Genomic DNA, 17,886 nt, shown 5'->3' on the forward strand with positions numbered 1-17,886 from the left:
TCGCGTGGGCGTTACACAATGGCCCGAACAGGGTGAAACTGTGTTCCAAATCACATGTTTCTTGTACGCACTGTAATCACGCCTGGACAGAGCGCTCTACGGCGACTCCGGTGGAGCACTCGGCGTGCCGGTCTGAACCGGATCAGTAGTCGTACTGCGGGTCGACGAGGAGCTGGACGAGCCCGAGCCACTGGACGGAGGCGGCGGGGTCGAGGTCGGCGGTGCGGTTCGCGACGGCGTCAGTGACGGCGTTTCGGTCACCGTGACAGTGGGCGGCGGCACCGTCTTTTGTGGTGGAGTTGATTTTTGCTCGCCGTGTTCAGGCCGCTGCAGAACGCCACCAATCGTGGTCTTGCCGTCACCGGAAAGTGGTTCACCGCGCACCCATTCGATACCGGTGATCACAAGCATGCCGAGAACGAATGCGGCAAGCGCCCCAGCGGTGAGTAATTGCCAGCGCACGGCGCGTGGCGACTTCTCGACTTTCTTGTCCGGTACGTCCGCGTCCGACTTAACAACTCGGCTACGAACTCGGTCAATGGACCGCGCATATAGCTCGGCCGCGACGGTCGTCACGATCGCACCAATTGCTGCGCCCAGTACCGTACCGGCGACACCGAGTGTCGATCCGAGGATCGCGGCGGTCACCGCCGCCAGCGCCGCGACGGCGACCTGACTCGGGTGGAATCCGGTCTTCTTCTCCTCGCTCATTGCTCTGGTTGACGTAACGGCTCGCGGGCGCGTTGCCCGAACGTGAGCACCGCCACCATCGAAGTCCATAATGGACAGTACGCACACCGGCTCTGAACAGGGCAGAATCGCCGTGTGGAACTGGTGACTATCGACGACATCAAGGCGGCGGCCGACCGCGTGCGCGAGTTCGCCGTGCGGACGCCGCTGCTCCCGGCCGGCTGGGCCGACCCCGATCGTCCACTGTGGATAAAACCGGAGAGCCTGCAGCCGATCGGCGCGTTCAAGGTCAGGGGCGCCTTCAACACGTTGGCCCGTCTGGACGAACCGGTACGCGCCAGGGGCGTCGTGGCGTACTCGAGCGGCAACCACGCGCAAGCAGTCGCCTACGCCGCGCGGGCGTACGGCATCCCGGCGTACATCGTCATGCCGGAGGACACCCCGTCGGTCAAGATCGACGCGACCCGGTCGTACGGCGCCGAGGTCGTGCTCTGCCCGGTCGGCAAGCGCGAGGAGTACGCCGACGACCTGGTCGAGAAGACCGGCGCGGTGCTGGTGCCGCCGTTCGACCACCCCGACGTGATCGCGGGCCAGGGCACGGCGGGCCTCGAGATCGCGCGCGACCTGCCGGACGTGGAGATCGTGCTGGTCCCGGTCAGCGGTGGCGGCCTGGCGTCCGGCGTCGGCACGGCCATCCGGGCGCTGTGCCCCGACGCGCGGATCTACGGTGTCGAACCCGAACTGGCCGCGGACGCGACCGAAGGACTGGCGGCCGGGCACCGGGTGGACTGGTCGGTGGCCGACCGCAACCGCACGATCGCCGACGGACTGCGCTCCCAGCCGTCCGACCTGACCTTCGCGCACCTGCGCAAGGTCGTGGACGGCATGGTGACGGTCACCGAGGACGAGATCCGGGAAGCCATGCGCGTGCTCGCATACAAGTCGCACCTGGTGGCCGAGCCGAGCGGGGCGACCGCGCTCGCCGCGTACCTGAAGGGTGCCGTGCCCGCGGGGCGCACGGCGGTGATCGTGTCGGGCGGGAACGTCAATCCACAGATGCTTCAGGAGATCCTGTCGGCTTGATGTGCGTCGGTGGGCCCTCGACACCGCAGTGCAGGCATTCACCGGGCGCCGGGGCCTCGTGCTCCGGCTCCGGTGTCCTGCCGAGAACGTCGTTGCGCACGCCCAGCGCCAGCACCCCGCCGACGGCAGCCAGCACGGCACAGATCGTCAACGAGGTCCGCCACGCGCTCGTGAGAGCCGTGGGGTCGGTGTATGCGGCGCCGTTCAACCCGGCCACCGCAGGCAGCACAGCGACGGCAAGCAGGCCACCTGTCCGCGCGATCGCGTTGTTCACGCCCGACGCCACGCCCGCGTGCCGATCCTCGGCCGCCGCAAGAACGGTCGCTGTCACAGGCGCGACCACGGTCGTCAACCCCAGGCCGAAGACCACCACCGCGGGCAGGACTTCGGTGACGTAGGACGCCCCAGGCTCGATCCGCATCATCAGCAGCATCCCGACGGCGATCACGAGCGGGCCGACGACGAGCTGGAGCCGTGGCCCGAACTTCTGGGCGATCCGCCCGGACAGCGAAGACGTCAGCAACATGATGATGGTGATGGGCAGCCCGGCGACACCCGCGGCGGTCGGCCCGTACCCCAACGACACCTGTAGCTGCAGGACCAGCAGCATCATCACGCCGCCGAGCGCGGTATAGACCACGAACGTGAGCGCGTTGGACAGCGTGAACGTTCGGTCGCGGAACATCTCCGGCGGCACGAGCGGGTCGCGCGACTTGATCTGCAGGACAACGAAAGCAGTCAGCCCGGCGAGGCCGAGAATCCCGGCAACCAGGACGATCGGGTCGGCACCGCGCACAGGAGCCTCGACCAGAGCGGTCGTGACGCCCGCGAGCCCGACAGCGCCGAGCGCGGAACTGACGATGTCGGGATGGCCCCGCATCTGCTCGTCCCGCGATTCGGGAACGTACTTGCGCGCCATCCAGACGCAGATGACGGCGACAGGCAGGTTGATGAGGAACGCCAGCCGCCACGACCACGCCTGCACGAGCAGACCACCCACCAGCGGCCCGACAGCGGCGGCGATACCACCCAAACCGGACCATGCCCCGATGGCGCGAGCCCGGTCGACACGGTCGAAAGAGGACTGGAGGATCGCCAGCGAGCCGGGCGTGAGCAGCGCGCCCCCGATGCCCTGCAGGATCCGGGCGACGACGAGCAGCTCGGTGGTCGGTGCGACACCGCAGAGCAGCGAAGCCAGACCGAACCACACGATGCCGAGGATGTAGACCTTCCTGCGGCCGTACCGGTCACCGAGCGACCCGGCGATCAGGATGAGCGAGGCGAGGGAGAGCAGGTAGCCGTCAAGGATCCACTGCAGACCCGCGACGGACGCTTCGAGCTCCTTGCCGATCCGCGGCAGCGCGACGTTGACGATGGTGCCGTCGAGCATCGCCATCCCCGACGCCATGATGGTGGTGGCGAGGACACCCCGGGCAACAGGCGTGCCCCAGCGAATGCTCAACGGAAGCCAATCACCCGTTTGGACGGTTCAGGGTCGCGACGAACTTGTACCGGTCACCGCGATACACCGAGCGCACCCATTCCACCGGCCGCCCGTCCGTGCCGAAGGAATGCCGGGACAGCAACAGCATCGGCATGCCGACGTCCGCCCCCAGCAGTTCCGCCTCCTGCGGACCTGCCAGGCCGGTCTCGATGGTCTCCTCGGCGTGCCCCAGTTCGACCCCGAACCGCTCCCGCAGCACCTGGTAGAGCGAGCCTCCGCTGGTGATGTACCTGCGCAGACCGCGGAACCGGCCCAGTGGCAGGTGCGTGGTCTCCAGCGCCATCGGCTCGCCGTCGGCGAAGCGCAGGCGGTGCAGCCGCAGTATCTTCGCGCCCGCCCGGATTCCCAGCAGGCGGGCGAGTTCGGCTTCCACGGGCAGCTCGGAGACCTCGAGCAAACGTGAAGATGGTTCACGTCCTTGCGCCCGCATGTCCTCCGTGTAGGACGAAAGGTGCAGTCGTTGCGCCACTTTGGGCTCGGCCGCGAAGGTGCCCTTGCCCTGCACGCGCAGCAGCCTGCCCTCGACCGTCAGTTCGGCCAGCGCCTGGCGCACGGTGGTGCGCGATACGTCGAACTCCGACGCGAGCGAGCGCTCGGTCGGAATCGGCGAGCCCGGAGGCAGCGCGCTGAGCAGGTCGAGCAGATGCCGCTTCAAACCCCAGTACTTCGGCTCGCGCTGCAGGCGCGCGGCGGCTGCGGCGTCCGATGTCGCGGCGGACGATGTCTCCAGCATGGCCTCCTCCTCAAGGCGTACCCCCACAGCATGCCCTGCCACCGGCTCAGATGCGATCAAACCCCACCCTGTTGCCCGTTGGAGTGACAAACTGGCACCACATCGTCTCACGTGGCGGTCGGGGTGGCCCGCCCATTACGATTGGTCTAGACCTACTACGGGAGGGGCCGGATGACCGACGAAACGCCCGGCAGGCACATGAGTGCCGAGATCGCTCAGCAGCCGGAGGTGTTCTCAGCGGTCACGGCAACGCGGCCGTCGATCGCCTCCGTCGGCGGGGTGATCGCCGAACGCGCGCCACGCTTCGTGCTGCTGGCCGCTCGTGGATCGAGCGACCACGCCGCGTTGTATGCGAAGTACCTGACAGAAGTTCTGCTCGAGCTGCCCGCGGGCCTCGTGTCCGCGTCGACGACGACGTTGTACAACGCCAAGCCGGACCTGCACGACGTCCTCTACGTCACCGTCAGCCAGAGCGGTGGCTCGCCCGACCTGATCGAGGCGACAGCGGCGGCACGCGACCGCGGCGCGCTCACCGTCGCCGTCACCAACAACCCGGACTCCGAGCTCGCCGGGGTCGCGGAGTTGTCAGTCGATGTCAACGCGGGCGTCGAAAAGGCGGTCGCCGCGACCAAGACCTACACCGCGACGCTGCTCGCGCTGTACCTCTTGATCGACTCTGTCCAGGGTGGACAGGGTGAGAAAGCCGCTGCGCTGCCCGAACTCGCAGCGCAGGCGCTGTCCACGATCGACTCGCCCGTCGAGGAGGCTGTCGCCAGGTATCGGTTCGTCGAACGGATGGTGACGACCGGGCGCGGTTACTCCTCGGCCACCGCGGCCGAAGGCGCCCTGAAGCTCGCCGAGACCAGCTACCTCGCCGCCCGCGCGTACAGCGGCGCGGACCTGCTGCACGGCCCGGTCGCCGCGATCGATTCCGACACCGGCGTCGTCGCCGTCACCAGCGCGGGCCGTGGCGGCGAGGCGATGCGTGACGTCGTCGACACCGTGCGCCAGCGCGGCGCCGACGTGCTCGCCGTCGGTTCGGCCGCGGCGGACGTCCCGGCCAGTTCCCGGATCGTGCTGCCGGAAACCGCCGAGGAAGTCGCGCCGATCCTGGAAGTCCTGCCGCTGCAACGACTCGCGCTCGGGCTCTCGCTCGCGCGCGGCGGCGACCCGGACAGCCCGCGAGGCCTCTCAAAGGTGACGAGGACCCGCTAGTCCTCGTGAGTGGTTTGGCCGGTTAGAACCGGCCAAACCACTCACGAAGGCTGACCCGCTGCCTCGCGGTGGGGTGGGAGCGTGGTGTCCGGCTCCGCTGTCTGCGCGTCGTAGACCAGCTTGCCTTCCACCCAGACCTTGCTCGGCCGCAACTCGTCGTCCCACAGGACGAGATCGGCCAGCGCGCCCGGCTCGATCCGGCCGAGCGCCGTCTCCCCGATCGTGTCGGCGGGCACGACCGTCGCGGCGCGGAACGCCGTGACCGGGTCGACCCCGATCGAGATGACGTTGCGGATCGCGCGGTCCAGCGTCAACGCGCTTCCGGCGATGGTTCCTTCGGCGGAGCGGGGCACGCCATCGTCCGACAGCAGCACGTCCGCACCGCCGAGCCGGTACACGCCCGGCGGCATCCCGGCCGCCGCCACGGCATCCGTGACCAGCGCGACCCGGTCGCCCGCGGCCTTGAAGACCAGTCGGCACGCGTCGGCGCCGACGTGCGCGAGGTCGGCGATCAGGCCGAGGGTGTAGCGCTCGTCGACGAGCGCGACGCCGGGCACGCCCGGTTCCCGGTGGCCGAGCCCGCGCTGGGCGTTGAACAGGTGCGTGATCATCTGCGCGCCGGCGTCCGCGGCCTTCGTCGTCTCCGCGCCGGTCGCGTCGGTGTGACCGACGGCGACCAGAACACCCGCCTCGGTAAGCCTTTTGACCGCTTCGAAGCCGCCGGGCAGTTCAGGCGCCAGCGTGACCATCCGCAGCGCGTCGCGCAGTTCGAGTACCGCGTCGATGCGTTCGGGGGTCGGCGCGACCATCAGCGAGGGGTCGTGCACACCCGGCCGTTTGGGCGACAGGAATGGTCCTTCCAGGTGCACGCCAAGCGATCGGGCGCCGGAACCGTTCATTGTGGACACCGCAGCGAGCACAGCGCGTGCCTGCTCGACGATCCGGTTCAGGTCGGCCGTGATCAGCGTCGGCAGGAACCTGGTGACACCGGTCCTCGGCAGGTTGCGCACGATCCTGCGCATGCCATCGTTGTCGATCTCGGCGAAATCGGTGCCGAACGCACCGTTCACCTGTATGTCGACCAGACCGGGGGTGAGCAGGCCGCTCGCCACGTCGCCGTTCGCTGTTTCGGTGACATCGGCAATCCGGCCGTCCTCGATGCGGACGGAAACCGGGCCGGAGAAGCCGCGGCCGATCAGGGCCTTCTGCGCGGCGAGGACAGTACTCAAACTTCCCCTCCAATTGGTCCAGACCAGTGCTAGCGTATCGGCGAACAGTCCGTCGAGTCTAGTTAACAATTGACGAGATTCCGAGCCCAGATGTGAGAAACCCGCTTCGCCGAGGGGGTAAGACGAAGCGGGCAGAGTGGATACTACTCCGAATGGAGCAGCAGTGAGCTACGTGGTCGGCGTGGACGCAGGTGGCACCGGCAGCAGGGCACTGGCCGTCGATCTGGAGGGCTACCGGCTGGGCCGGGGCGCCTCGGGCGGCGCGAACCCCAACTCCCATCCGTACGACGTCGCCGCGACCCGGATCGCCGAGGCGATCGCACTGGCCATCCGCGACCTGGACCCGGCTGACTGCCGGGCGTGCGTCGTCGGGATGGCCGGGTCGTCCAAGCTCAGCGACCCCGACGTGGCCAAGGTGTTCCACGACACGTGGCGCGAACTGGGGCTCGGCTGCGAGGTCAGGGTGATCACCGACCAGGAGGCGGCGTTCGCGTCGATGACGGCCGAGCCGTCCGGCACCATCCTGGTCGCGGGCACCGGCTCGATCGCGTCCCGCATCGAGAACCACCGCGCCGCCCGGATCGTCGGCGGCATCGGCTGGCTGCTCGGTGACGAGGGCTCCGCGTACTGGATGGGCCGGGAAGCCGTGCGCGCCGTGCTGAAGCTGCTCGAGACGCACGTACCAGCAGGCGAACTGGCCAAAGCCGTGCTCACCGAAGCCGTCGGGACCACAGCGGGCGACCACCAGAAGCTCTGGTCGCAGCTGATCACGGCCGCCAACGCCGAACAGCCGATCCGGCTCGCGCGGTTCGCGCCGTTCGTGTCCGCCGCGCACGCGGCGGGCGACCCGGTCGCCACCGACATCGTCACGCGGACTGTCGACGTCCTCGCCGGAATGGTCGCGGACACCCGAGTCGGCGATGACGACCGCAGCCCGGTCGTGATGATCGGCAGCGTGGCCGGGCCGGAGAGCCCGGTCGGCGTGCTGCTCCGCGAACGACTCGGCGCCCTGCCGATCTACTTCTCGACCGAGGGCGCGACCGGCGCGGTCTGGCTGGCCGCGGTCGACGTGCTCGGCCCGTCGGCGCCGCGGCCGTCGGAGCTCGTCCGCGGGTGACGCAAACCCGGGTGGTCCTTGGGCAGTGAGCGGAACAGCACCACTCCGCTCACCGCGACCGTCGCCGCGACCAGCGGCCACGACATGACGAACGTGACCACGCTCAACGCGACAACCTCGCCCGCCCACCACAGCAGGCCCCACACGACCACCCGCAGCGTGTACTGCAGCAGCACCCAGACCCAGCTCGCCCGCGAATAGGCCCTCAGCAGGTCGGGGTCCTTGCGCCAGGCGGTCTTCTGCCCGATGACCACGCCGACGACGACACCGAGCAGCGGCCAGCGGATCACGATGCTCGCCGACCACAGCAGCGCACTCGCCACGTTGGACATCAACCTGAGCAGGAAGAAGTCCTCCGCCCGGCCGGTGTGCAGCGCGATCAGGGCCGCCGCGGCGACCAGTGCGACACTCACCACCAGATTGGTGATCTTGCCGCCCTTGATCAGGCGATACGCACCGACGAGGACGCTGACACCCAAGGCCGCCGCCGCGCCGATCCCGATGTCCTGGCCCGCCGCCAGCCACCCGATGACGAAGGCCAACGGCGGAATGCTCGCGTCCAACGCACCACGGCGCCCGCCGAGCACATCACCGAGCGACTCCCGCTTGTTCACCCCTCCAGCCTGCCTTAGGCATGCCTAATTTTGTAGCGCCCGGAGCAGCTCTTCGGAGATCCGGTGTGCGATCCTCGGGCCGTCCGCCGGGGTGAGCGTGAGCCACGCCTCAGCGCCGTGCGCCGAACGGACCACGTTCATGAAGCGACCGGCGTCCGTGTCGAACCAGCCGATGCCGGGCAGCCGGGTGGTCCGACCCTGGCGGTCGCGGACCGTCATCCCGAACTGACCCGCGCGCAGCACCGGGCGCTGCATCACGCCCTGCAGGCGTTGCATGGTCATCCGGTGCTCGGGATCGGGCCTGCGGTGGCTGCCGCCGCCGAGCATCTCGACCGGGATCGTCATCGGCTGCCCGGGCCCGGCCTTGACGTGCGGCAGGACCTCCACAATGGACGAGGCGAGCGCGGTCTCCCTGATCGGCGTGAAGCTGACCTTGAGATCGCGCTGGATGACGAGCATGGCCTGCCGCCCGGTGGCGACGGCCATGGCCTTGAGCGACTTCCGGTCGCGCATGTCCAGCATGGCGACGTTGTCGACGCAGATCGTCGGCCGGGCGAGCAGGGTGAGCGCGTCCTCCAGTTCGGGCTCGGCACGATGCCGCCGGGCCAGGCCGCGGGTCTCCAGGTCGGAGTACACCGCGGCCTTGATCCGCAGCCGTTCCTCGATGGTCTCGCCGTGCGACCGCACCTCGAGCGGGAAGGGGATGGCCCCGAGTTTCAGGTCCTCCCAGACCGCGTCGAGAGCGGGCAGCGAAAGCTCACGAATCATCCGCCGATCACCGGGGGTGCGGTCATCTGGTCGGTACCGAACGTGGCATCGGGATCCGGCTCGACGAGGTACGACGGACGCTGGTGCTCTTCGTCGTCGCCGCCCTCACCACGACCGGCGCCACCCATGCCGCCACCCATGCCGCCCATGCCACCACGGCCACCGGCGGCACCCCCACGACCGGCACCGCCCATGCCACCAGCACCAGGACCACCGGACCCGGGCGGAGCCGAACCGGCAGCGGAACCAGCGCCAGGACCACCAGACCCGGACCCGGTGGGACCGAACCCACCGCCTGGCCGTGCCCCACCGATACCGCTTCCACCACCACCGCCGCCGGGACCACCACCGGGGCCGAAGCCACCGCCCATCGGACCACCGAAGCCGTTGCTGATGTTCTGACCACCACCGCCGAACGGAGGCTGGTTGCCATTGCCGAAGTTGGTGTTCGACGGCGGCGGAGGAGGCACGTAACCGGACGTCCCGGTGTTGATCGACGGCGGCGGAACGTTGCTGCCGGGGAAGTTGTTCTGCCCGGTGTTGTTGTTCGGGCCGTTGGGGTTGCCGCGGAAACCGGGGATGTTGCCCGCGTTGTTGCCGCTGTTGTTGCCCGCGTTGTTCCCGCTCTGGAAGTTGTTCTGGCTGCCCCCGATACCGCCCCGGCTGCCCGACCCAGGCGGACGCGGCTGAAAACCACCGTCGCCCGGCATCTTCGGGTCACCCGGCCCCGGCTTGTTGACCTCACCGCTGGCGAACGTCGGCGGCGGTTCGAAAGCAGGGATCGCCGCGGCAGCCGCGGCCAGCGTGGCGTCCCGCTGCGCGACGACCTGGATCGCCTCCTGGTGAGCCTGCTGCTGCGCCTGGTGCTGCTCCTGCATCGCCCCCGGCAGCTTGATCAGGTCGATGATGCCGCCCTTGGCGGCGTCCACGATCATCTTCTCCGGGTTGTACTCCACCGGCTCCGGCATGGCGTTCTTGGCAGTCCCCACTGCCTCGCCCTGCTGCACGAACGCGTCGCTCGCCCTGTTGACGCCGTCCCCAGTTTTGCGGCTCCACTCGGCGACCTTCTTCAGGTGCCCACGCATCGCGTTGGCAGCCTGCCCCTTCCAGCCCTCTTCGGAGCCGAAGACCGCGATCATCAGGCCTTCGGCAGCCTCGTTGAAGCCCCGCCCCATTTCCTTCCAGGATTGCGCCATCTGCTCGGCGTCGCCAGCCTGACCGGTATCGGTCCACCCCTTCAGGGCTGCATGGCTCTGACCTGCGAGATTCTGGTTGGGATGTGGTACCTGAGGTCCCCCATCACCCATGACACCCGCCCCCTTACGGCAATTTTGAATCCACGACTTTGGCGATTTCGAGCGCATGCGGACACATCTGCGCCCCAGGCGTGTTGTCCGCCGGTGACACGTTGGCGACATAGATCAAGTCCGCGGACATCTCCAAGGCGATCGAACACCCTCGGAATTCGGCCAAATCGACGATCTGCAGCGCCTTGTGCTTGGGAAGCGTGACCGGCTCACCCTTGAACTTGGCCAAGCCGTTGTTGGCGGACGAGACAGCTGCGATGAACTTTCCCGACGCGGTCCACCGGCACTCAGGTATCCCGAAGTTTCCTGTCCTGGCTTTGCCCGGAGTGGAGAGCCCGAGGCGCTCGGCGTCAGCATCGGGGAACAACGAACACGGATCGATCTTGTCGCCGGCTACTCCACTCGAAGGCGTGGAAGTGGGACGTTTGGAAGTACTGGTTTGTTCCGGCTCGGTGGAAGGCCCAGTGGCCACCCCTGGCTCCTTCTGAGAGCAACCAGCCAACACAGCCAATGTCATGCATCCCACCGCTGCCAGCCCGAGCTTGACAGGTGAAGCCTTCAAGATCACAGACCCCCTCCGGCACCGTCGACGCGCTGACGGTTGCCACTGTCCGACCTGGAGTAGTTGGCGATGCTCTTCGTGACCGCCTCTTTGAGCTGAACCAGCTGCTCGGTGAACTGGTCCAGCATCCGGGCCGGCCCTTCCCTGTTCACCTCGCCGTTGAAGGCAGCGATGTCGGTCGCATATCCACCGCCAAGGCGTTGCTGCTGGTTTCCCAGGAAACCGCTCATTCTCATCTCGGCGACCTGGTCTTGGATCTTGGTGAGCTGTTTCACGACTTCGTTGGCGACGTCCGGCGACACGGCGAACGCACCCGCGTTGGCCGCGGCCATCATGTCGTTCACAGTGCTGAAGATCCCGCCCAGCCAGCCACCACCCCCGTCTGGGTGCTGGGCGTTCCAGTCGTCCATCTTCTCGCTCGCACGCTGCGAGCGCGGATCGACCGGTTGCTGCGAACCGTCCGGCATCGTGTCCCCCATTTAGGCGTACCTTCTCCAACCCCGCATGGTAACTGTGATGTGAGAATCGCGTGATCGGTTCCCACATGCACATGGAGTCGTGATGGGACAGTGACCTTACACAGTGTGTGACACCCATGTCGCTTTTCGCAACCGACGGTGGCGTAGGTTGGTGTCCATTAGGCATCCTCATGGTTAGTTGCGGATGACAACGGCCTTCGGGAGGGATGGCGTGGGATGGGGCAGCTGGGTCGCGGTGGGGGACAGCTTCACCGAAGGGCTGAACGACGTCGACGACGCTGGGGGTTTTCGGGGCTGGGCGGATCGCCTCGCCGAGCTGATGGGTGACCGGGATCCGAACTTCCGGTACGCCAATCTCGCGGTTCGCGGGAAGATGGTGGACGAGATCATCGACGAGCAGGTGCCACTGGCCATCGCGGCCAACGCCGAGCTCGTCACGTTCTGCGCGGGTGGCAACGACCTGATCGTGCCCGGCAGTGATGCCGACGAGTTGGCCGAGCGGATCGAGCGGGCCATTGTGGACCTCAGGAGCGCGGGCATCGACGTGGTGATCTTCGCTGGTCCCGACCCCAAGGCGATGCCGATGGTGCGCCGGGTCCGGGCCAAGGTGGCGATCTACAACGAGCACCTGCACGCCATCGCGGACCGGCACGGGGCGATGATCGTCGACCTGTGGGCCATGCACGTCCTCGGTGACGAGCGGGCCTGGAGTGATGATCGTCTCCACTTCTCCCCGGAGGGGCATCGGCGGATCGCGCTGCGCACCGCCGAGGTGCTCGGCATCCCGACCGAGGAGGACTGGCGGGAGCCGTGGCCGCCGCAGGTGCGGGACACGTCCTGGTTCAAGCTGCGCAAGGCCGATCTGGACTGGACGCGTGTGCACCTCGTTCCCTGGGTCAAGCGCCAGTTGCGTGGCGAGTCCATGGGGGACGGTGTGCTGCCCAAGCGGCCCGAGCTCCGTCCGCTCGGGGACATGTCCGACTACCAGAAGAGTTGACCAGCCCGGCCGGCACTCCCCCTCGGCGTGCCGGCCGCCCCCGGTGGCCGCGGGTAGCCTGCCAGTTCGGCGAACAACATCACTAACCGTGCGCTAAACGCCGTCGATCAAATCCCGCATTTCTTCCGCTCTGGCCGAGTTGACCTGCGCGTACAGGTCGGCGGACCGCGCCCATTGTTGCCGTGCAGCGGATTCGTCGCCGCGTGCCGACAACACCGTGCCGAGGATTTCGCGGCTGACCGCCTCGGCGTACACCGCGCTGGCGAGCGAGACCGCCGTACGGGCGTGTTGTTCGGCGATGTCCTTGTCGCCCGTTTCCACGTACAGCAAGGCGAGTTGCCCGACGGCGTACACGGCGAGCGCATGATCGCCTGCATCGCGGTGGAGTTTGACGGCTTTTTCGTATCCCGCAACGGCTTCCGGGTACCTTTTGAGTCCACAGTGGGCTGATGCGAGCGCTTCCTCGCCGATCGCGGCGAGCCGGGCGTCGCCGAGTTCCGCCGCGATCCGCACGACCCGGGTCGCGTCGGCGAGGGTTTCCGCCGCACGGCCGAACTGCGCGTGCAGGACGCACAGGCTGTGCCGCGACCACGCCTCGCCCTCGATGTCGCCCGCGCGCACCGCACTGGACAATCCTTTGTGGACGACCGTGTGCCAGGGCTGCCACAACGGGCGCACCACCCGGAAGTCGTGAGCCATGCGGGCGAGTCGCCACACGTCGCCCGCCGCGGCGACGTCCATCACGGCCACGAGGTTCGCCCATTCCCGTTCGAACCACCCCACCGCCTGGGCACCCGATCCGACGTCCGAGTTGTCCGGTTTCCCGGCGGGGGACGCGACCGGCCCCAGGAATCGCCGCGCGGCGTCGGCGGCGTTGACGTAGTACGTCACGAGCCGGTCGAGCGCGGCCGACCGCTCCTCGCCGAGCGGTACGAGTTCCTTGGCGTGCAACCGAACGAGGTCGTGCATCACGAACACGTCCCGGCTGGTCTCGGACACGAGGAACGCGTCGGCCAGCTGACGGAGCTCTCGGCGGGCCGTGGCCACGTCGACCGACCGCAGCACGGCCATCGCGGCCGGACTGACCGACGGGCCGGGCACCAGTCCGAACAACCGGTAGGCGTCCGGCTCGGCGAGCCGCCGGTACGTCAGGTCGAACGCGGCACGCACGCTGGGGTCGGCCTGCTCGGCCGCCAACGCGGACAAGCGCGTGGTCTCGTCGCCGAGTTCGGCGATCAGCTCGTCGGCGATCCAGTCCTGGCGCGCGGCGAGACGGGCGCCGACGACGCGCAGCGCCAACGGCAGACCACCGGTGAGGGAAGCGAGTTGCTCAAGTCTGGTCCTGTCCATTCCGGGACCGGTGATCGAGTCGATGACCCGCACCGAGTCCGCCGCCGGAAGCGGTGCCAGATCCAGTAATCGCGCACCGCTGCGGGCGACCATGCCTTCGAGGCGGACACGGCTGGTGATCAGCACGAGTGCCTGCGACCCGCCGGGCAGCAACAGCCGGACCTGCGCGGAATCCCGTGCGTCGTCGAGCAGCACCAGCACCCGGCGGTGCGCGAGCAGCGAACGGTAGAGCGCCGCGCGGTCGTCGGTCTCCGCCGGGACCTCGGTGGCCGGGACGCCGAGCGTCAGCAGGAACTGGGTGAGCACGTCGCCGGGGTCCAGCGGCGCGTGCGTCGGGTGGAACCCGCGCAGACCAGCGAAGAGCTGGCCGTCGGGGAACTCGTGCCCGACCATCCGGCCCCACAGCGTGGCCAGCGCCGTCTTGCCGATTCCCGCCTGCCCGCTGAGCACACCGATCGGGGTGGCCTCGCCGTGGTCCTCGGCCAGCAGCTGGTCGAGCCACACCAGTTCCTCGTCACGGCCGCGGAACCCGGCCGGGGCGGGCGGCAGTTGCGCGGGCACGAGCACTCCGACCTTCGGTGGCACGAGCGGTGCGGGCGCGGGCAGCAGCAAAGTGGAGTCGTCGTTGAGCACGCGCTCGTGCAGCTCACGCAGGGCCGGGCCTGGATCGATGCCGAGGTCGTCCGCGGCGCGGCGGGCAAACCGCTGGTACGCCTCAAGGGCGTCCGCGCGCCTGCCGGTGCGGTACAACGCCAGCAGTAGATGCGCGACCATCTGCTCCCGGAACGGGTACGCCTCGGCGAACGTCGCCAGTTCGCCGATCAGCTCGGCGTGCCTGCCGAGCTCCAGGTCCGCCTCGACCCGCGCCTCCAGCACGGCGAACCGGAGGTCGTCCAGCTCCGGCGCGCTGATCCGCGGTGACACGTCGGCGAGCACGGGACCGCGCCACAACCCGAGCGCTTCGCGCAGCATTTCCGCGCGGCGGACCGGATGTTCGTGCCGGGCGCGGGTGAGCAGCCGGGTGGCGCGGGTGACGTCGATCAGGTCCTCGTCGACGATCAGTTGGTAGCCGGGCAACTGCGTGTCGATCCAGACCGACCCGGTGGGGTCGACCAGCCGCAGCTGTCTGCGCAGCCGCGAGACGTAGTTCTGCACGATGGTTCTCGCGGTCAGCGGTGGGTCCTCGCCCCACAGCCCGTCGAGGATGTCCTCCACCGGGACAACTTCGTTGGGACGTAACAGGAGCATCGCCAACAGCCCGCGCACGCCCGGCCCGCCGAGCGCCACCGGTTCACCGTCGACCACCGCCTGCACCGGTCCGAGCACCCCGAACCGGACGACGGCATGATCCTCCTCGCCAGTCTCCCCCGTACCCATGTCACCCTCCCCCGGGTTTTGGGGGGCGCACATCGAGCCCCCCTGACACTGAGTGACCAAAGTAAGTCGTCACCTGGGGGTGAAGTAAAGGTTTACTCACCATTCATCCGGAAGGTCCATACACAAGTCGGCCCCTTGCCGCCCGGTCCCGATCCGGTTGGCAAGGGGCCACACTCACACGGCCTGATCACGGAGTTCGCCGACCCCACCCCGAGTGGAGGACCGGCTTGCCCGCGACCGTCATCCGGCTGAGCGAGATCTGTACGCTCCTAAGGTAACAGAGCGCATGTGATCCATCACACCCGGGCCGACCTCGCCAATGGGGTGAAATCGCGTGCCGCGATGAAGGTCGGCCGCGGCGCCGGTGCCGAGTACGGCTCCTGCAAGGTGTTCTCGACACTGTTGAACACCACGAAAATGTTCGACCGCGGGAACGGGGTGATGTTGTTGCCCGAGCCGTGCATGATGTTGGCGTCGAACCAGAGCGCCGATCCGGCCTCGCCGGTGAACTGGTCGATGCCGTGCTTGGCGGCCAGCTGGGTGATGTTCTCCCGGCTGGGGACGCCGATCTCCTGCTCCTTCAACGACTCCTTGTAGTGGTTGGCCGGTGTCTCGCCGATGCACGGCACGAACGTCCGGTGCGACCCCGGCATGACCATCAGGCCGCCGTTGAACGGGTAGTTGTCGGTCAGCGCGAGCGACATGCTGACCGCCCGGGGCGCGGGCATGCCGTCCTCGGCGTGCCACGTCTCGAAGTCCGAGTGCCAGTAGAACCCCTTGCCCTTGAAACCGGGCATGAAGTTCACCCGGCTCTGGTGCACGTACACCTCCGAGCCGAGCAGCTGCCGTGCCCGGTCGAGGATGCGCGGGTCCCTGATCAGTTCGGCGATCAGCGCGCTGATCCTGTGCACCTCGAAGATCGACCGGATCTCCTGGGACTCCTTCTCGATGACCGTGCGTTCGTCGCCGCGCAGCCCCGGCTCACCGGTCAGCCGGACCAGCTCCTGCCAGTACGTCTGGACCTCGTGCTTGCTGAGCACGGCCTCGTCGATCGAGTAGCCCTTGGCGTCGTGTGACGCGAGCGTCGCGGCGTCGACCGGGCCGGGCCGGTCGGTCCAGACCGTCGGGTCGGTCCGGTCGATCAGTCCCGGCTCGCCGATCACGCGCGTCGGGTACCGGTCAACGGGTCGGGTGCTGGTCAGAGTCATTTCGCTCCTTCCACGATGAGGGGGTAGACACCGTGTTCGTCATGGACTTCGCGGCCGGTCACAGGCGGGTTGAACACGCAGACCGTGCGCATCAGCGTGCGCGGCCGCAGTTGGTGGCGCTCGTGGCCGTTGAGCAGGTAGAGCGAACCGGGCGAGAGGGCGTGGACCTCGCCGGTCTCCTTGTCCTCCAGTTCGCCTTCGCCCTCGACGACGAAGACGGCCTCGACGTGGTTGGCGTACCAGAAGTCGTTGACAGTCCCCGCGTACAGCGTCGTCTCGTGCACGGAGAACCCGACCTGCTCACCGGCGAGGATGATCCGCTTGCTGCGCCAGTTCGGCGTCTGCACGTCCCGATCGGTGTCGGTGATCTCGTGCGTCGTGCGAACGATCAAACCAGTGCTCCCTTCACGGACTGCGCAAGGATGGCGAGCCCTTGCTCAAGTTCGTCGTCGGTGATGGTGAGCGCGGGCATCAGCTTGACGACCTCGCCGTCCGGACCGGACGTCTCCATCAGCAGACCGCGGTCGAACGCCACCTGGCAGACCCGGTCGGCCAGTGCCGCGTCCTCGAACTGCAAACCCCTTGCCAGGCCACGGCCTTTGGCGCGCATCGGCACCTTGTCCGCATAGGACTCGACGAGTTCGGTCAGCGCACGGCCGACCTGCTCGCCCTTGGCCAGGGTGCTCTTCTCCAGCTTGTCGTCCTGCCAGTAGACCTTCAGCGCTTCCGTCGCGGCGACGAACGCCGGGTTGATGCCGCGGAACGTCCCGTTGTGCTCACCGGGCTCCCACACGTCCAGCTCTGGCTTGAACAGCGTGAGCGCGAGCGGAAGTCCGTACCCGCCAATGGATTTGGACAGGCAGACGATGTCGGGCCGGATCCCGGCGACCTCGAAGCTGAAGAACGGTCCGGTGCGGCCGCAGCCCATCTGGACGTCGTCGACGATCAGCAGGATGCCGTGCCGCTTGCAGAGGTCCGACAGCCCGCGCAACCAGTCCACGCGGGCCGCGTTGATGCCGCCCTCGCCCTGGACGGTTTCGACGATCACCGCCGCGGGCTCGTTCAGACCACTGCCGCTGTCCTCGAGGAGCTTCTCGAAGAAGAGGAAGTCCGGGGTCTGGCCGTCGAAGTAGTTGTCGTACGGCATGGGCGTGGCGTGCACGAGCGGGATTCCCGCGCCACCGCGCTTCATCGAGTTGCCCGTGACGGACAACGCGCCGAGCGTCATGCCGTGGAACGCGTTGGTGAAGTTGATGATCGACTCGCGGCCGGTCACCTTGCGGGCCAGCTTCAGCGCCGCCTCGACGGCGTTCGCACCGGCCGGGCCGGGGAACATCACCTTGTAGTCGAGCTCGCGCGGCTTGAGCACGATGTCCTGGAAGGACTCCAGCAGATCGCGTTTCGCCGCGGTGTTCATGTCGAGCGAGTGCGTGACGCCGTCGGCGAGCATGTAGTCGATCACGGCTCGCTTGAGCAGCGGGTTGTTGTGGCCGTAGTTGAGTGCGCCCGCACCGGCGAAGAAGTCGAGGTACTCCTTGCCGGACTCGTCGTGCAGAACGCTGCCGGTGGCCTTGTCGAAGGTGGTCGGCCAGCCACGGCAGTAGCTGCGGACCTCGGATTCGAGTGTCTCGAAGATGCTCACGGTTCTCCGTG

17 protein-coding genes are annotated in these 17,886 nt (G+C 68.1%); 4 read left to right on the forward strand and 13 right to left on the reverse strand.

Features of this window, described 5'->3' with window-relative positions; genetic code table 11:
* Window positions 1–96: 96 nt before the first annotated feature.
* A complete protein-coding gene (locus ALI144C_RS54715) occupies window positions 97–711 on the reverse strand; it encodes a hypothetical protein (RefSeq protein WP_143230930.1) in 615 nt (204 codons plus the stop codon).
* 114 nt (window positions 712–825) lie between these two features.
* Here ALI144C_RS54715 and ALI144C_RS28840 point away from each other — a divergent pair, with 114 nt between their 5' ends.
* Entirely contained in the window at window positions 826–1,773 is a 948-nt protein-coding gene (locus ALI144C_RS28840; protein ID WP_076990312.1) for a threonine ammonia-lyase, read from the forward strand.
* On the opposite strand, the gene ALI144C_RS28845 is transcribed toward ALI144C_RS28840, so the two are convergent.
* A complete protein-coding gene (locus ALI144C_RS28845; protein WP_076990313.1) occupies window positions 1,736–3,235 on the reverse strand; it encodes an MFS transporter in 1,500 nt (499 codons plus the stop codon). The two genes, ALI144C_RS28840 and ALI144C_RS28845, sit on opposite strands and share 38 nt — an antisense overlap.
* 10 nt (window positions 3,236–3,245) lie before the next feature.
* The gene (locus tag ALI144C_RS28850; protein WP_042190855.1) at window positions 3,246–4,010 is read right to left on the reverse strand and encodes a GntR family transcriptional regulator; all 765 of its coding nucleotides are present in this window, start codon (window positions 4,008–4,010) and stop codon (window positions 3,246–3,248) included.
* 171 nt (window positions 4,011–4,181) lie between these two features.
* Here ALI144C_RS28850 and ALI144C_RS28855 point away from each other — a divergent pair, with 171 nt between their 5' ends.
* Window positions 4,182–5,225, forward strand: coding sequence for an SIS domain-containing protein (locus tag ALI144C_RS28855; RefSeq protein WP_076990314.1), 1,044 nt, complete (start codon window positions 4,182–4,184; stop codon window positions 5,223–5,225).
* A 41-nt stretch (window positions 5,226–5,266) separates the two neighbouring features.
* Here the strand turns inward: ALI144C_RS28855 and nagA are convergent, their stop codons facing one another.
* Window positions 5,267–6,454, reverse strand: a complete 1,188-nt coding sequence (nagA, locus tag ALI144C_RS28860) for an N-acetylglucosamine-6-phosphate deacetylase (protein ID WP_076990315.1) — start codon at window positions 6,452–6,454, stop codon at window positions 5,267–5,269.
* Window positions 6,455–6,617: 163 nt separating this feature from the next.
* On the opposite strand from nagA, the gene ALI144C_RS28865 reads away from it, so the two are divergent.
* A complete protein-coding gene (locus ALI144C_RS28865) occupies window positions 6,618–7,571 on the forward strand; it encodes an N-acetylglucosamine kinase (protein WP_076990316.1) in 954 nt (317 codons plus the stop codon).
* Here the strand turns inward: ALI144C_RS28865 and ALI144C_RS28870 are convergent.
* From ALI144C_RS28870 to ALI144C_RS55785, 5 genes are all read right to left on the reverse strand, one after another.
* Window positions 7,472–8,185 carry a DUF3159 domain-containing protein gene (locus ALI144C_RS28870; RefSeq protein WP_083753467.1) on the reverse strand — a complete coding sequence of 238 codons (714 nt, stop codon included), beginning with the start codon at window positions 8,183–8,185 and terminating at the stop codon, window positions 7,472–7,474. The genes ALI144C_RS28865 and ALI144C_RS28870 overlap by 100 nt on opposite strands.
* 24 nt (window positions 8,186–8,209) lie before the next feature.
* Window positions 8,210–8,953, reverse strand: coding sequence for an ESX secretion-associated protein EspG (locus ALI144C_RS28875; RefSeq protein ID WP_076990317.1), 744 nt, complete (start codon window positions 8,951–8,953; stop codon window positions 8,210–8,212).
* Window positions 8,950–10,128 carry a hypothetical protein gene (locus ALI144C_RS58500; RefSeq protein WP_076990318.1) on the reverse strand — a complete coding sequence of 393 codons (1,179 nt, stop codon included), beginning with the start codon at window positions 10,126–10,128 and terminating at the stop codon, window positions 8,950–8,952. The genes ALI144C_RS28875 and ALI144C_RS58500 overlap by 4 nt, the downstream gene beginning before the upstream one ends.
* A gap of 145 nt (window positions 10,129–10,273) precedes the next feature.
* On the reverse strand, window positions 10,274–10,777 hold the full coding sequence (locus ALI144C_RS55780; RefSeq protein ID WP_269086708.1) for a DUF3558 domain-containing protein: 504 nt from the start codon (window positions 10,775–10,777) through the stop codon (window positions 10,274–10,276).
* A gap of 47 nt (window positions 10,778–10,824) precedes the next feature.
* Window positions 10,825–11,301 carry a hypothetical protein gene (locus tag ALI144C_RS55785; protein ID WP_076990320.1) on the reverse strand — a complete coding sequence of 159 codons (477 nt, stop codon included), beginning with the start codon at window positions 11,299–11,301 and terminating at the stop codon, window positions 10,825–10,827.
* Window positions 11,302–11,512: 211 nt separating this feature from the next.
* Here ALI144C_RS55785 and ALI144C_RS28895 point away from each other — a divergent pair, with 211 nt between their 5' ends.
* Window positions 11,513–12,298, forward strand: coding sequence for an SGNH/GDSL hydrolase family protein (locus tag ALI144C_RS28895; RefSeq protein WP_330359618.1), 786 nt, complete (start codon window positions 11,513–11,515; stop codon window positions 12,296–12,298).
* Window positions 12,299–12,391: 93 nt separating this feature from the next.
* Here ALI144C_RS28895 and ALI144C_RS28900 read toward each other — a convergent pair whose 3' ends face one another.
* The 4 genes from ALI144C_RS28900 to ectB all read right to left on the reverse strand — a co-directional run bounded on the left by ALI144C_RS28900 (window position 12,392) and on the right by ectB (window position 17,875).
* The gene (locus tag ALI144C_RS28900) at window positions 12,392–15,025 is read right to left on the reverse strand and encodes an AfsR/SARP family transcriptional regulator (RefSeq protein ID WP_076990322.1); all 2,634 of its coding nucleotides are present in this window, start codon (window positions 15,023–15,025) and stop codon (window positions 12,392–12,394) included.
* A gap of 296 nt (window positions 15,026–15,321) precedes the next feature.
* Complete coding sequence (gene thpD, locus ALI144C_RS28905; protein WP_076990323.1) at window positions 15,322–16,233, reverse strand: ectoine hydroxylase; 912 nt, start codon at window positions 16,231–16,233, stop codon at window positions 15,322–15,324.
* Window positions 16,230–16,625: an ectoine synthase gene (locus ALI144C_RS28910; protein ID WP_076990324.1), complete on the reverse strand. Its 396-nt coding sequence runs from the start codon at window positions 16,623–16,625 to the stop codon at window positions 16,230–16,232. Before ALI144C_RS28910 ends, thpD begins: the two co-directional genes overlap by 4 nt.
* Window positions 16,622–17,875, reverse strand: coding sequence for a diaminobutyrate--2-oxoglutarate transaminase (gene ectB, locus ALI144C_RS28915; RefSeq protein ID WP_076990325.1), 1,254 nt, complete (start codon window positions 17,873–17,875; stop codon window positions 16,622–16,624). The genes ALI144C_RS28910 and ectB overlap by 4 nt, the downstream gene beginning before the upstream one ends.
* Window positions 17,876–17,886 lie beyond the last annotated feature (11 nt).

The sequence above is a fragment of the Actinosynnema sp. ALI-1.44 genome, assembly GCF_001984155.1.
Taxonomy (GTDB): domain Bacteria; phylum Actinomycetota; class Actinomycetes; order Mycobacteriales; family Pseudonocardiaceae; genus Kibdelosporangium.